Origin of the sequence: Moellerella wisconsensis ATCC 35017, assembly GCF_001294465.1 — a bacterium.
Lineage (GTDB): Bacteria > Pseudomonadota > Gammaproteobacteria > Enterobacterales > Enterobacteriaceae > Moellerella > Moellerella wisconsensis.
In genome coordinates, this window is the sequence record NZ_LGAA01000016.1 from 1 (window position 1) to 14,209 (window position 14,209).

At 32.1% G+C, this 14,209-nt stretch carries 15 protein-coding genes; 13 read left to right on the plus strand and 2 right to left on the minus strand.

Annotated elements, in window-relative coordinates; all coding sequences use genetic code 11:
- On the minus strand, nt 1-181 hold a 181-nt coding region (locus M992_RS07215; protein ID WP_053907950.1), incomplete at its 3' end, for an AAA family ATPase.
- 88 nt (nt 182-269) lie between these two features.
- The gene (gene nadK / locus M992_RS07220) at nt 270-1,151 is read right to left on the minus strand and encodes an NAD(+) kinase (protein WP_134473572.1); all 882 of its coding nucleotides are present in this window, start codon (nt 1,149-1,151) and stop codon (nt 270-272) included.
- Nucleotides 1,152-1,267: 116 nt separating this feature from the next.
- On the opposite strand from nadK, the gene grpE reads away from it, so the two are divergent.
- From grpE to icmH, 13 genes are all read left to right on the plus strand, one after another.
- A complete protein-coding gene (gene grpE / locus M992_RS07225) occupies nt 1,268-1,858 on the plus strand; it encodes a nucleotide exchange factor GrpE (protein WP_047257443.1) in 591 nt (196 codons plus the stop codon).
- A 162-nt stretch (nt 1,859-2,020) separates the two neighbouring features.
- Nucleotides 2,021-3,346 carry a type VI secretion system protein TssA gene (locus M992_RS07230; protein ID WP_053907952.1) on the plus strand — a complete coding sequence of 442 codons (1,326 nt, stop codon included), beginning with the start codon at nt 2,021-2,023 and terminating at the stop codon, nt 3,344-3,346.
- A gap of 31 nt (nt 3,347-3,377) precedes the next feature.
- Entirely contained in the window at nt 3,378-3,896 is a 519-nt protein-coding gene (locus M992_RS07235) for an Hcp family type VI secretion system effector (RefSeq protein ID WP_053907953.1), read from the plus strand.
- A gap of 160 nt (nt 3,897-4,056) precedes the next feature.
- Nucleotides 4,057-4,566 carry a type VI secretion system contractile sheath small subunit gene (tssB, locus tag M992_RS07240; RefSeq protein WP_053907954.1) on the plus strand — a complete coding sequence of 170 codons (510 nt, stop codon included), beginning with the start codon at nt 4,057-4,059 and terminating at the stop codon, nt 4,564-4,566.
- On the plus strand, nt 4,563-6,044 hold the full coding sequence (gene tssC / locus M992_RS07245; RefSeq protein ID WP_053907955.1) for a type VI secretion system contractile sheath large subunit: 1,482 nt from the start codon (nt 4,563-4,565) through the stop codon (nt 6,042-6,044). Before tssB ends, tssC begins: the two co-directional genes overlap by 4 nt.
- A gap of 24 nt (nt 6,045-6,068) precedes the next feature.
- Nucleotides 6,069-7,382 carry a type VI secretion system contractile sheath domain-containing protein gene (locus tag M992_RS07250; protein ID WP_053907956.1) on the plus strand — a complete coding sequence of 438 codons (1,314 nt, stop codon included), beginning with the start codon at nt 6,069-6,071 and terminating at the stop codon, nt 7,380-7,382.
- Nucleotides 7,383-7,387: 5 nt separating this feature from the next.
- Nucleotides 7,388-7,813 (plus strand): type VI secretion system baseplate subunit TssE, encoded by a 426-nt coding sequence (gene tssE, locus M992_RS07255; protein ID WP_053907957.1) that lies wholly within the window; start codon nt 7,388-7,390, stop codon nt 7,811-7,813.
- Nucleotides 7,803-9,575: a type VI secretion system baseplate subunit TssF gene (tssF, locus tag M992_RS07260; protein WP_053907958.1), complete on the plus strand. Its 1,773-nt coding sequence runs from the start codon at nt 7,803-7,805 to the stop codon at nt 9,573-9,575. The genes tssE and tssF overlap by 11 nt, the downstream gene beginning before the upstream one ends.
- On the plus strand, nt 9,548-10,456 hold the full coding sequence (locus tag M992_RS07265; protein WP_053907959.1) for a type VI secretion system baseplate subunit TssG: 909 nt from the start codon (nt 9,548-9,550) through the stop codon (nt 10,454-10,456). Before tssF ends, M992_RS07265 begins: the two co-directional genes overlap by 28 nt.
- 195 nt (nt 10,457-10,651) lie before the next feature.
- On the plus strand, nt 10,652-11,608 hold the full coding sequence (locus M992_RS07270) for a type VI secretion system-associated FHA domain protein (protein ID WP_053907960.1): 957 nt from the start codon (nt 10,652-10,654) through the stop codon (nt 11,606-11,608).
- Nucleotides 11,605-12,075, plus strand: coding sequence for a type VI secretion system lipoprotein TssJ (gene tssJ, locus M992_RS07275; RefSeq protein WP_053907961.1), 471 nt, complete (start codon nt 11,605-11,607; stop codon nt 12,073-12,075). Before M992_RS07270 ends, tssJ begins: the two co-directional genes overlap by 4 nt.
- A 10-nt stretch (nt 12,076-12,085) precedes the next feature.
- Nucleotides 12,086-13,402, plus strand: a complete 1,317-nt coding sequence (tssK, locus tag M992_RS07280) for a type VI secretion system baseplate subunit TssK (RefSeq protein ID WP_162200741.1) — start codon at nt 12,086-12,088, stop codon at nt 13,400-13,402.
- A 6-nt stretch (nt 13,403-13,408) separates the two neighbouring features.
- Nucleotides 13,409-14,200 carry a type IVB secretion system protein IcmH/DotU gene (gene icmH, locus M992_RS07285; RefSeq protein ID WP_053907963.1) on the plus strand — a complete coding sequence of 264 codons (792 nt, stop codon included), beginning with the start codon at nt 13,409-13,411 and terminating at the stop codon, nt 14,198-14,200.
- The last annotated feature ends 9 nt before the right edge of the window (nt 14,201-14,209 follow it).

Genomic DNA, 14,209 nt, shown 5'->3' on the forward strand with positions numbered 1-14,209 from the left:
GATTGGCACCGGGACGAACCATATTGCTATCGCCTCTGTTACCCAAACACAGTCCCAAAGCGTCGATAGCAATGGATTTTCCTGCACCTGTTTCACCGGTAATGGCTGTCATGCCACTGCGAAAATCAATTTCAAGATCGCGGACAATAGCAAAATGTGAAATAGTTAATTGGGTCAGCATCTCAGTCTCTCCTGTGTATAATTACACGCTGTTTATGCATACAGTATAAACTGTTTTTTTATACAGTGAAGAGGGACGGATTAAAAAATTAAAAAGTTTTTTTCGACCAGCCTAGTTTTGAGCTTAATGTATTGAAATAATTATAATCTTTAGGATGAACTAAATTTAAATTTTTATTACTACGTTTAATTAATACTTCTTCGCCATCTTGGATTGGTAGCATGATTTGGCTGTCACAACTGACTTCGTAATCAATATTATTACGTAGGAATTTCAATCGAATACTACTATTACTACTGATAACCAAAGGGCGAGATGAGAGAGTATGTGGAAACATTGGGACAAGAACAATCGCATCGAGATTTGGGGTTAAAATAGGGCCGCCGGCAGATAAAGAGTAGGCTGTAGAGCCAGTAGGAGTAGCAATAATTAAGCCATCAGAGCGTTGAGAAAAAGCAAAACGATCATCGATATAAACTTCAAATTCTATCATATGAGCTATTTTGCCTGGATGCAGCACAATCTCATTGATTGCATTACTTTTTCTCGCTTTTTGTCCTTGTTTAATTACTTGTGCTTCTAGCAAAAAGCGCGATTCTTCAAGGTAATGACCATCCAGCACTTCTGATAGTTGTTGTAAGGCGTTGTCGGGATCAAGGTCGGTCAGAAAACCTAAGTTTCCTCGGTTAATACCAATAACTTTATTTTTATAGCGAGATAAAATCCGCGCCGCGCCCAGCATGTTACCGTCCCCGCCAACCACGACAACCAATTCGGCTATTTGTCCAATATCCGTGAGGCTACCGGTTTTAGCATTGTTTAATTTGAGCTCTTTGGCGACTTGCTGATCGATAATGACATGATAGCCTTTAGAAATTAACCAATGATATAAAAGCTCATGGGTTGCAAGGGCTTCGGGATGGCGAGGATGTCCGACTATCCCTATAGAATTAAAGTGTTTTTCAGCAATAATTGTATCTGTTAGCACGATTTTTGTCCTCTCATAACATCACTTCCCTTGATTCCCTATTTTTGATCCCCATAATAACCTGATATGGGAATAATGCTAAATACGCGGAGATATTCATGAGCAGTAAAGACCAAAACATACATGATGAACAAGCCACTGAGCAAACAGAATCTCACAAAGATCATGTTGAGCAGCAGCAAGAGACACAGCAGGAAGATCCTCAAGCGGCAGAGAATGTAGATTTGGCGCGTATTGCTGAATTGGAAAAGCAGCTTGAAGAATCCCAAAAACGTGAGCGAGATGAGATCTTACGAGCAAAAGCTGAGATGGAAAATATCCGTCGTCGTGCAGAAATGGATGTTGAAAAAGCGCATAAATTTGCGTTAGAGCGTTTTTCAAATGAATTATTGCCGGTGATTGATAACTTAGAACGTGCATTAGAAGCGGTAGATCATGAAAATGAAGCTTCTAAACCGATGATTGAAGGCTTAGAGCTTACACTGAAATCATTTTTAGATACCGTGGCTAAATTTGGTGTGGAGGTTGTAGCCGAAGCCAATGTACCGTTTAATCCAGATGTACATCAAGCAATTACTTTAGTTGAATCTGCTGAACATCAATCAAACCACGTGATGGATGTAATGCAAAAAGGCTATACATTGAATGGTCGTTTATTAAGACCGGCAATGGTTATTGTGGCTAAATAATAGTTTTTTTTAGTTGAAGGCTGAATTTATGAAATTCAGCCTTTTTTATTGTAGCTATTAAAAATAAAAGTAAAGACTTAATATTCTATGTCGATAATAAATTTAACCTGGGAGAGTGTTCCTGATGAATAAATAGTTTTATTTTCTAATAGAGTATTATAAATGTTAATAAAGTCTGATGATATAGAATTATTATTAGTGCCAATTACTAATAATTCACCACAGGGTGTTTATCTAAAAGAAGATAATGTTTTATATCGTCCATTAAGGAATTTATTTAATATATCACAAACTTCATTAAGAAAGTTAATTTCAAATCCACAACAGGATGAAATAGATATATTAGATAAGGAAAATAAATCGCATTGGAATAAACTATCAGAAGAATTATTATCTATTTTTAAATATAAAGCACGAGATTTAAGTTTGATTGGTTGGTTTTTATGTAGCCAGATAGTTTTAGACTCTTCCTTCAAATCATTACAATTAAGTTTGTCATGGCTAGAAATATTACTGACAGAACAATGGGAAAGTCTGCAACCGAATATTGAAAATTCAAATAAAAAAGACAGTCTGGAATGTGAACAAATAAAATATAAAGAATTAGAGTTATTTTTGGGCGACAGTATAGAAAGTTGCTTATTCTATACGCCTTTTATGTTGAGTCCCTTTGTTGGTAGAGTGAGTTTTTATCAATATACTCAAGCTGAAAGAAGAGGTGAAAGTGCTGCGTTAAAACAGAGCTTAGTATCGACAGTTAAGCAAGAACAACAGGTTATTAGGCAAAAAAAACAGACATTATTATTGTGTGTTAAAAGTTTACATCATATTCAAACTATATTGAACAAATCAGAATATCAGAAAAATAAAAGTAGTTTTTTATTTTTTATAAAAATAATTGAGTCTTATATTAAAGGATTAGATAATATTTCACAGAGAATTATAGCTTCTATTATAGAGCCCGAAGTCAATCATATTATAAGTGATAATCAAATTATAGATAACTCATTAGATTATCAAGAAGTAAAATCAGCTAATAGCTTCATAGGATTAAGTAGTGGTAATATAAATGATAATTCAAATTTTGAATGTAAATCTCGGCAATTAGCTTTCCTGCAACTAAGAGAGATTGCTCATTATTTTAGAATTAATGAACCTCATAGCCCTATTTCATTTTTAATTGAAAAGTCAATTCGTTGGGGACAATTATCTTTAAAAGAATTATGGCAGGAAATATTAGCAGATAAAAATGATAATTTTATAGAGCGAATTTTTAATATCACTGGTGTTAATGAAACTGAATGGGTTGAATTACCTAAGGTAACAGCAACATTGATGCAAAATGCTCGTGATATTAATAATGAGTTTCAACCTGCATATTATCAAACAGTAAATATTGAAACTACATTAACAGAAGACCCCTTAACTGGGGATATGACCAAAAAGGATAGCCAACCGGCTGAAGATAAATCAGCACTGCGTTGGTAATGATTGATTAAAATAATAAGGATTGTTATTTATGGCTAGTATTTATATACGTATTGAAGGCGTTGACGTTAAAGGCGGCGCAACAGTTGTTGGATTAAATGGCGAAAATTGGTTTGCTATTGAATCGTATAACTGGGGGGCAGCGCGTAATGTTGCTATGGATATTGGTAATGGTAATAACGCAGATTCAGGTATGGTTGCAATTCAGCCTATCAGTATCGCGAAACAAATTGATGGTGCCTCAGAAGATTTATTATCTTATCTTTTCAATCCAGGTAAAGAAGGTAAAACGGTAGAAATAGCATTTACTAAACCTGAAGCGGATGGCTCTGGCGCTAAAGTCTATTTTCAAATCAAATTATCTAAAGCCCGTTTAATTTCTTACAATGTTAGCGGTTATGATGGTAGTCAGCCTCATGAAATGATCACTCTATCTTATATTGAAGTTGCTCAAAAGCACTCTTATGAGTTAGACGGCGGTGAATTAAAAGAAGGCGGAATTGTGACCTATAATTTATCGCAAGGTAAATTACTGTCAGGTGCTAAATAAGTAAAACATTGAAGGGAGTCATTATTGGCTCCTTTATTAATACTTATATTTATTACTATATTCGCCAATAATTATCGAGCTGAAATTGCGATAATCCGAAACGCTGTGCTTGATTATTAGACAGTCAGTATATTTAGAATATAAATAGCTAGGGATTGCTATGTCATTAAATTCACAACATAAACGTATTATAAAAAATAGAGTCAGCATTACTTATGATGTTGAGACTAATGGTGCTGTTGAAACCAAAGAATTACCTTTTGTTATTGGTGTCGTTGGGGATTATTCAGGGCATAAAGATCCCATACAGAAAGTCGCTGCGGAAAAACGCGAATTTATGGGCATTGATAAAGATAATTTTGATTCAGTGATGTCTCAAGTGGGTCCAGAATTAAGCTACAAAGTGGATAATAAACTCTCTCAGGATGGTAGTGAATTTGAAGTTAATTTGAAATTTAATACTATTAATGATTTTCATCCTGAAAATTTAATTCAACAAATAGAGCCGCTCAAAAAATTATTAGAAACACGAAATCAATTAAAAACATTATTAAGTAAAGCAGATCGTTCAAGCGACTTAGAAAAATTATTAAAAGAAATTCTACAAAATAGTAGCGCGATAGAACAATTAGCCGCTGAGCTGGGTCTTCCTAAGGGGACAGATGCATGACAACAGAACATTTATCCGCATCTATTGCCTCTACAGAAAGTATTCAAGAGGTCAGCTTTCTGGATAAAGCAATTAATGCCACGCTGCAAACCCCTGTAGATTCGACGAAAATGTTGATGTCGACACTGACCTCACAAGCCTTAGATGGCACGGTAATTTGGGATAAAAACTTAACCTTAACTATCGAAAAAGCCATTATTGCTATCGACGAGCAAATTTCATTGCAACTGTCCTCTGTCATGAAAAATAAAGAGTTTCAAAAACTGGAAGGTAGCTGGTTAGGGTTACAGAAACTAATTAAAAACAGTGAATTAGGCACCAAACTTAAAATTAGATTAGCTGACTTCACTAAAGACGAGTTGCTTGACCAATTTGAAAATGCGCCAGCTATTGATCGTAGCCGTTTTTTTGGAATGGTCTATCAAGAAGAGTTTGGTACCGCGGGTGGATTGCCTTATGGCGCCTTATTAGGCGACTACGAATTTGGCTATGGCGATGAGGATGTAGCACTTTTACGCTATATTGGCGAAGTTGCAAGCGCATCACATTCACCATTTATTGCCGCAGCTAATTCAGCTATGTTTGATTTTGATACCTTCAATAAGTTTACTGATGGTAAACCTGTTGCTGCAGGATTTGAATCGCCAGCGTATGCAAGCTGGAATGCGTTTAGAGAAAGTGACGAAGCTCGCTATGTTGCGTTGACTTTGCCTCGAACTTTGGCGCGTTTACCTTACGGTAAGAATAGCTGTAGTGTTAATTCATTTCATTTTGAAGAGCTAGCGACCAACCAGCATCAAATCCCTATTATTGATAGCGAACAAGATTTTGTTTGGAGTAATGCGGCTTATGAATATGGTCTATTACTAACCCAAGCTTATACTAAATATGGCTGGTGTACAGCGATCCGCGGGACTGAAAATGGCGGGAAAGTCGAGTCATTGCCAAATTTTGTCTATCGTAATAATGGAAATGATTTGGTGCAACAATGTCCGACAGAAGTTAATTTGACTGATGAGCGTGAAAAAGAGTTGAGTGATCTAGGATTTATGCCATTAGTTCATTATAAAAACTCTAATTATGCCATATTTATGGGCGCACAAACCACTTATCAGCCAAAAACGTATACTGATCCAGATGCTACAGCGAACGCCGCAATTGCAGCCCGTTTACCCTATACTTTAGCCAGTAGCCGTGTTGCGCAATATTTAAAGATGATTGGTCGTGACAGAATTGGTTCTAATCTTTCTCCTGCCGATGTTGAAAAAGAGCTGAATAATTGGATTCATCAATATGTTAATCCCAATGCTATCGGTAATGAAGCCAAAGCTACCCATCCACTGGTGGAAGCGAAAATAATGGTGGAGGAACAAGCAGGGCGCCCGGGAGCTTATTCTGCGGTGGCTTATATTCGTCCATGGTTACAAATGGAAGAGTTGACTACCTCATTAAGAATGGTTGCAACAATACCTAATTAGTAGATTAGGTTAATAGGCTAGGGCATGCAAATACCGACATATTCGGGGAGAGTAGATAAATATCCTCCGAATAATATCTTATTAACTGCGGCGATTAACCGGCTGATTTATCATATTGATATTCTTTGCAGCCAGCAATTAACAGCAGTAATAAACCATACTGAATTTCTCCGGCTGGAAGCCAGTTGGCTGAGTGTTTTTGAGGTAGTTAATGTTCCGGTTGCTAAGCAGCGGGTTAATATCAAATTATTAGATTATTCTTGGCAGCCATTGGCCTTTGAATTAAACACAGCTTTTAGTATTAAGCAAACCCGACTATTTCATTTAATTTATCATCAAGAATTAAATACGGCTGGGGGATTACCGTTTGGGTTAGTTTTAATTGATCATCGTTTAAAATTTAATGCTGATGATGAATATGATGATCTCTATACTGCGCAACGACTAGCTGAATTAGGTGAACAATCATTATGTCCAATCGTATTAAGCTGTGATCTAACTTTTTTAGGAGATAATAATAATAATCAATGGATTGATCTAAATAAAATGGCTCGAATATTACAAAGTGAAGATTATACTTTGTGGCACTTATTACGGGAGCATGCGAGTGCGAAATATTTGTATTTGACGCTCCCGGATTTTATTTTACGCAAAAATTATCAAACACAAGTAATGGGCTTTATTTTTTATACGGATAACGATCCACGCCAAATATTATGGGGTAATTCAGCATATTTATTGTGTATGAATATCATTCGTGAATTTGAGCGTATTAGTTGGTTTGGGTTCTTGCGAGCCTATGATGAAAATGGGAGAAATGGTGCAATTATTCAATCACTTAATAATGGAATGCCGATAATAGGAAAAATAGATATTCCCAGCGAACAAGAAAATTTTTGGGCAGAGCAAGGTTTTATTCCCTTTTCGTCGATTTATTTATCAGGGCAGAAAGGATTTTTCAGTAATTACTCGGTGCAAAAGCTAAACTATAAACATAATCGCCAATTATCGATGCTACAAACAAATTTAATTGCTTGCCGCTTCGCGCATTTTATTAAAATGCGTATTCGTAATCATATTGGTTTATATGACACTATTGATGACTGTAAACAGAGTATTGAACAGTGGTTAAAAAAATATGTGAGCGAAGTAGATTATGGCGAAGAAAGTATTATGGCCGATTATCCATTAAAACAATGTACGGTAGCTATCGAGGCTGACCCGGATGATCCAACGCGTTATCTGTGCCAGATTAATTTACGACCACAATACCAATATGAAATAAATGAATCAGATATTCAAATTGCCGTATCATTGGCAGCTCAAGATGTAGGGTAAATATAATGGGATTAATTAATCGTTTATTAACAGGCAAAAAAAGTACGGCACAAGATGAAATTAGAAATGAAATTATCGAGAATATTTCTCATCTGATTAATGCAAAGGCTCCTATTTGGTCAGAAAAAAATTTATCTCCAATATTAAGCCGTAGTATCGTAAATTATGGAATTAATAATCCAGCCAGATCACAGGGTAAATATAACGGTGGGGTTATTATTAAGGAAATAGAGCAATTGCTAGAATATTTCGAGCCTCGATTTTCATGGGTTCAGGTGGCTTTAGCAGAAGATGCATATAAAGAGAAATTATTAAGATTTATTATAAAAGCCGGATTAAAAGGGCATAATAATAGACATTTTATCACGTTAGATTCACAGCTTGATTTCAGTGCTAGCCAAATGGAAGTTATCGATTATTATGAAGAGTGAATCGATATTAGCTTATTTTGAAAAGCAAATAACCCATTTGCAGAATGAGCTATATAACTTTGCTAAGGAATATCCAGAGGCAGCCGATGCATTGGGTATTAATTATCAAGAAATTACCGATCCACAAATAAAATATTTAATTGATAGTGTCGCTTATCTTAACGCTAAAATTGAACAACGATTAGATGATCATTATCCTGAGTTTACAGAGCACATGTTAGGACTTATTTATCCTCACTATTTATGCCCAACTCCAGCAATATGCATGATGGAATTTATCCCAGATGCAAAAATGATTGCAGGACAAAAAATTGCACAGGGAAGCTTATTCAGTGGTAACAATAAGCAAGGACAAGAAATTATATTTCGTCAAGCCACTGAAGTAACGATATATCCAATTGAATTAACTTCAGTTAGTTGGTTATCACCGCCATTTAGTCAGTACCCTACGGCTGCATGCGCTGTACAGTTAACTATTTCTTTGTTAGATAAAGGAAATAATATTTCTCAGTATAATATTTCTGAATTAAATCTTCACTTAAATGGTCATGATAATATCATTTGGCGTTTATATGATTTATTGTCATTAGATAGTATTGGTTTTGAAGTAAAAGCTAAAAATCATCAAACAAAACGAGTTAAATCAGCACTTATTGCAGAAGATATCAGTCAATTTATTGAAAATAATAAAAATAATATCAGTTTCCCCGGTTGGACATTATTGCATGATGCCTTTCTATTCCCTGTGAGATATCTCTCTTTTAGATTAAATTTAGCTGAGAGTTTACAGAATGTAAATGATCATGAATGCTCAATTATAATTTATTTCTCTAGCTGGCCCGATGAGCTAGTTAACCAGGTAAATAAAGATCATATAAGCTTATTTTCTTGCGCAGGAATAAATCTATTTCCTTATTTATCTGAGCCTATGGCTGTTGACTTTACTAAAAAAAGTTATAAATTGTTTTTAGATCCACAGAAAGATTTATTATTACATTCGATTGATAATGTACAAGATATTACCAGCGATTCATTATTTAATATTCCTCAATTATACCGCGAAAGCTATGATGAAATTAATCATCCATCGAGCTTAGCTCATGACTGGAGATGGAATATTAGCCATCAAAAATCAGTAGGAATGGCAGAACTAAGTGTCTCGGGAAGTAATAATCTCCAGGGAAGCACTCGGATATGGCAAATTAACGCACAGGTTACTCAGCATAAGCAAGCGACTGAAATGCATAAATACAGTGAGTTAAGTTCGATGGATACCCTTGGTTTTACCGGTAAACTTAAAATAAAAACTAAACCATTAATCGGCGAGATGATCCATCAAGATAGCGATACAATATTGACTATTCTGTCACATTTTCGCGCTAATTTAACCTGCCTATTAGCGGCAGATAATCCTGCTGAAAAATTGCAGCAATGGTTATTACAGTATGATAGACAATACAACCACCAATTGAAAACATTAATAAAAAGTATTCAACAGGTATCGTCTAAGCGATGTGTTTCTCCTGTAAAGATTGGGAAGAATAGATTATATTTTTCTGGTTTTAAAATAGTGGTGACATTAAATTTAACTGAGGATTGGGGCGGAGTTTCTTTTTTAGGACAAGTATTACAGCATTTTTTAGCTAGTTTAACAGATGATACAGTTTTTATTCAGTTAAGTATTCATACAGAAGGAGTTATACATAGAAAAATTGATTATGTAGGAAAAATAGGATGCCAAACCATCACAGCAATAGTGTAGAAACAGCGATAGATTTATTGATATCAAAATGGAAAAATAAATTAACAAAGACAGATATTTATTTATCGAATAACTCTAACGAATTTAATCATATTATTGAAGAAATACTGTCTGAGATTGATAAAGATAATATTCAATCAATACCTGCACTAATGGGATGTGAGGGAGCATTACCCAGAGAAATGTCTTTGGTCGGTATTAAATCATCATCTTCACATGATCATAAATCTGTAGAGAAATTTTTAGCTATATTTGAAAAAATACATTTTAATTTGTTATTTAAAAGTCTGTTTAAATATGATTGGTGTCTTTTATATGATAAGAAAAAATATAGTCAAAAAATAATAAAAATAAATAAACTATTGAATGGTTTAGGTGGGAGAAGTATTACTGAATGTCAAAGTTTAGATTATCGAGGTATTGGAATAGTAACACCAAAAAACAAAAAATTAGCACATTTAGATCTTTGGTTAGAAAGTTATTTTAAAATTCCCATTAAAGTAGAATATGCAATCCCTCAAACTGTATTATTAGAGACTGAAAGTCTTACACAATTGGGTCTAATTAATCATGTTTTAGGTGTGGATAGCTTATTAGGAAAGTATGGTTTTCAATATGCAGATAGAGTTAATATTATTATAAATATAGAAACAGAAAAACAATATAGTGAATGGCTAAGTGATCCGCAACGTATAAGACTAATCCATCAAACATCTAATTTTTATTTTAAAATGAATGTGCAAATTAATATTAAGATGAACATATCTTCTATTCTTATTGAAAAATTTTATAAAAATAATAGAGTTAGACAAAAAAGACAGTTGGCAGTTAATTGCTTTCTCGGGTTAATAAATAAGCAAAAAATTCAAGTCTCGTTATAAAAATACTATTTAGATTATATTGATTGCTATTTATTAAAAATAGTCATTTTTTTATCTTTTTCCTTCTATTCTGATTTTAGACTAAATTTTTATTGAAATCTGCCGTAGTTATTATTAGCTAAATGAACTGAGTTATATAATAAATACAGGGCTCATTTAGAAAATATTAATTAAGATAAAAAAAGGTATGACATAATGGGATTGATCATTCGAATTATTAGCCATCCCGAAGGTGAATCCATACAGCAATGGCAATATAATCTCCCTGATGAAGGCGGTATCATTGGCCGTTCTATCGGCGTAAATTTACAGCTAAATGATAGTCATCGTACGATATCAGGTATCCATGCCACAATAAAAAAGAATGATCGAGGTTATCAACTTACAGATAATAGTACTAATGGAACCTTTATTAATAATGATGAGATACCTTTAGGAAAGGATAATTCAATGATATTAAATGATGGTGATGTCATTAAAATTTCTGATTATCAATTATTAATATCTTGCTTTGAATTAAATAGTAACAATATAGATACCATAAGTATTAATGCGCCTCTAATTGACTCTGCGGTTAAGGTTAAAAATAATTTAGCAAAAAAAGCACCTAGTTTAGGCAGTGGTTTGTTTGAAGATGATCCATTTGAAGATAAAATACCTAATTTATTATCATATAAAGACAATACTGAAAGTATTGATGATACTCTATATATGGATACTGATATACATGATGATATATTTAATTATCAACCAGAAAATAGCATAGAAATAAACTCTATACAATCTAAGGATAATGAAGATACATTAAAAGATCCATTTTCTGTTTTAGATAGTGAATATATTAAATCTAAAGATCCTATTATGCTATTATTTAATGATAGAAATATTTCTATATCTGAATTTATTAAAATGATCAATGAATCAATAGCAATTTCTGTTAATAAATTAATATTGGATTTATCGCCAGAGAATATTGAATCAACTTATTTTTCTATATTTAAACCCGGTTTTTTTAATTTAACGCCAGACTTTTGGAAGGCTTATAAAAATTATTATTATCGACAAATGAAAAATGATAATTTGCAGACTAATTTCACTTCATGCTTTCATAGTGAACTATTATCTAAAATATTAGATAGAAATATACAATGATAAAAAAAATAAAAATAATTATCATTGTATTGGTCTCCGGATTATTTATTTCAAGTTGTAGTATAATTGATTTATTTAGAACAGGCGGCATATTATTGGTTAATATTAGGGCTGAAGATAATATTAATCCAACAATTAATAATCAACCAGCACCTGTAACACTAAGAATCTATCAATTAAAAGACAATGTAATTTTTGATGAAAGAAATTTCATTGAATTATATCATCAAGACGATGATTTATTAAAAAATGATTTATTATCTAAACGGATTATTCCCAGTATATATCCATCTTCAGAAAAAGAAATTACATTACCTTTAATTGAAGGAACTCAGCATATTGCTATTATTGTTGAATTTTCAAGTTATAGAAGTTCAGCTAATAAAAAGAGAGTACGTTTATATTCGTCGAAAGGAGCTAGAGTAGCAATTCATTTAGATGGAACTATTGTATCAATTAAAAATTAATGGTGAGAGAATGGATAATTTATTATCAGTTATTTGGCAAGAGGGAATGTTTCTTAATCCACAGCATTTTCAGCAAAATACTCGTTATTTAGAGTCATATTGTCGTGAAGTTATCAAACAAAGTTTTCCTGAATACTATGGTGTTAGTGAATTGATAATTGATGATTCTCTACATCATATTGGGAAAATTCAAGTTATTGCAGCTAAAGGAATTTTTCCAGATAGAACACCATTTATTTTAAATCATGCAATTACTTTAGATTTGATGCCAGAAGATAGCGGAAAAATTATTTATTTGGCCATTCATCTTGAAGATATTAAAAAACAACAAATTTCCACTACTCAGGAATTTCGTTATATTAAAGTAGAGGAAAATATTATAGATAATAATAGAGTTGAGCGCGAGTATTGTAATATAGAGTTAGCAAAGTTGAATGTATTTTTAATTAAGCAAGGGGAAGATCTCGATAATTATGCCTTACTACCTATTATTAAGATAGAAAATATTAATGCAGATACTAGTATTGTATTAAATAGGAACTATATTCCTTTATGTTTAAATACTAAAGTAAGTGATTATTTGATACGTAGTATAGATAATATATATTTTTTGGCTTCGGCTAAATTAATAAAACTAGCTAATCGATTAAATAATAATGATCAAAGTTATACGATAATAAAAACAAAAGATACTTTATGGTTTAATAGTTTAAATTCTGGGCTGACAATATTAGAACAATATAAGGAAGTAAATAATGTAACTTTAAAGGAACTATATTTTACTTTTATTTCCATAGCAAACTCTCTACTTTCTTGTGAGTTTAAAATGGCTAAAAAATATCCGGTTTGGAATATAATTAATAGAAATAATTTGCTAAATAATGTTATTGATGATCTTAATTTTTATCTTAAAGAACGTCAAAATATTAGCCTGACCGAAATAATTTTAGATTATCATTTATATACATCTCGACGATTAATAAGAGCTAATATTTTAAATAAATCTAAAATTTCGCATTGTAAGTTTATTTTAGAGATTGAATGTAAACATAGTAAATTAGAACTACGAAATAAATTACCAGCTATGTTGAAGATTGCAGGTAATAGTGATATTGCTGCTTGTGTTAACAATGGACTTTCTGGTATAGATATAATTTTAATTGAACATTTGCCGGAAGAATTAACGCCAAAAAACAATTGTTGTTATTTTGAATTAAATAAAAACTCAGAATTATGGAAAATATGGAAAGAAAAAAATGAATTACTAGCAATACATATAGATAGTCAAATTGAAGATGTATTAATGAAATTATTTGTAATTGGATAGAGATTAATGACCTATTTATTTAATGATAATAAAACTATTCGAGTGGGACGAGAGCGTGATAGCAGTATTAATTCATTTGAACTTACTAATATATCAAATTCATTAACTGATAATATTCAACCTATCGCATTGCCTTATGGTAATAAATTAATTGAAATTGCAACACCAATAATAATAACATATATTTATATAGTAAAAAAAAATAGACCTAAAGATATTACACAGTTTAGAAACTCAATCTTAAAGAAAATAAATGAATTCATTAATTATGGTAAAACTTCTCGTTATCATGATAGTATAATCGAAAAAGCAGCCTTTATTTTTTGTACATCTTTTGATGAGTTAATATTAAATACAAATTGGGGACAAGATTCTGGTTGGGAAAACTCTTCTTTATTAAGCTTGGTTTTTAATAGCAGAGAAGGTGGGGAATATTTCTTTGATTTTTTAGATAGTGCTTATAGAAAACCGGATTTACTAACTGATTTCCTTGAGCTTCAATACTATATTTTATCTTTAGGATTTAAAGGTAAGTATCTGCACGATAATAATCGCTTAGCAAATATCTATCATTCTGTTTATCTTAAATTAAATATATCAGTGGTAGTTAAGGTAAAAAAAACATCTAGAAAAATAATATTAATTAGAAATAATTTCCATCCTAAAAATATATTTAATTATAAATTCATAGTTATATTTTTCATTTTATTATTTTTTATTATGACTGGCATCTCAGAGTATGGTTATTATTATCTTAGTCAAGATGTTATTAATTTAATTAATAATGATATCAGTTGAATTTTATTT

Coding starts and splice junctions, on each gene's coding strand:
- grpE (WP_047257443.1), top strand. CDS start 1,268: ATGAGCAGTAAAGACCAAAACATACATGATGAACAAGCCACTGAGCAA.
- M992_RS07230 (WP_053907952.1), top strand. CDS start 2,021: ATGTTAATAAAGTCTGATGATATAGAATTATTATTAGTGCCAATTACT.
- M992_RS07235 (WP_053907953.1), top strand. CDS start 3,378: ATGGCTAGTATTTATATACGTATTGAAGGCGTTGACGTTAAAGGCGGC.
- tssB (WP_053907954.1), top strand. CDS start 4,057: ATGTCATTAAATTCACAACATAAACGTATTATAAAAAATAGAGTCAGC.
- tssC (WP_053907955.1), top strand. CDS start 4,563: ATGACAACAGAACATTTATCCGCATCTATTGCCTCTACAGAAAGTATT.
- M992_RS07250 (WP_053907956.1), top strand. CDS start 6,069: ATGCAAATACCGACATATTCGGGGAGAGTAGATAAATATCCTCCGAAT.
- tssE (WP_053907957.1), top strand. CDS start 7,388: ATGGGATTAATTAATCGTTTATTAACAGGCAAAAAAAGTACGGCACAA.
- tssF (WP_053907958.1), top strand. CDS start 7,803: ATGAAGAGTGAATCGATATTAGCTTATTTTGAAAAGCAAATAACCCAT.
- M992_RS07265 (WP_053907959.1), top strand. CDS start 9,548: ATGCCAAACCATCACAGCAATAGTGTAGAAACAGCGATAGATTTATTG.
- M992_RS07270 (WP_053907960.1), top strand. CDS start 10,652: ATGGGATTGATCATTCGAATTATTAGCCATCCCGAAGGTGAATCCATA.
- tssJ (WP_053907961.1), top strand. CDS start 11,605: ATGATAAAAAAAATAAAAATAATTATCATTGTATTGGTCTCCGGATTA.
- tssK (WP_162200741.1), top strand. CDS start 12,086: ATGGATAATTTATTATCAGTTATTTGGCAAGAGGGAATGTTTCTTAAT.
- icmH (WP_053907963.1), top strand. CDS start 13,409: ATGACCTATTTATTTAATGATAATAAAACTATTCGAGTGGGACGAGAG.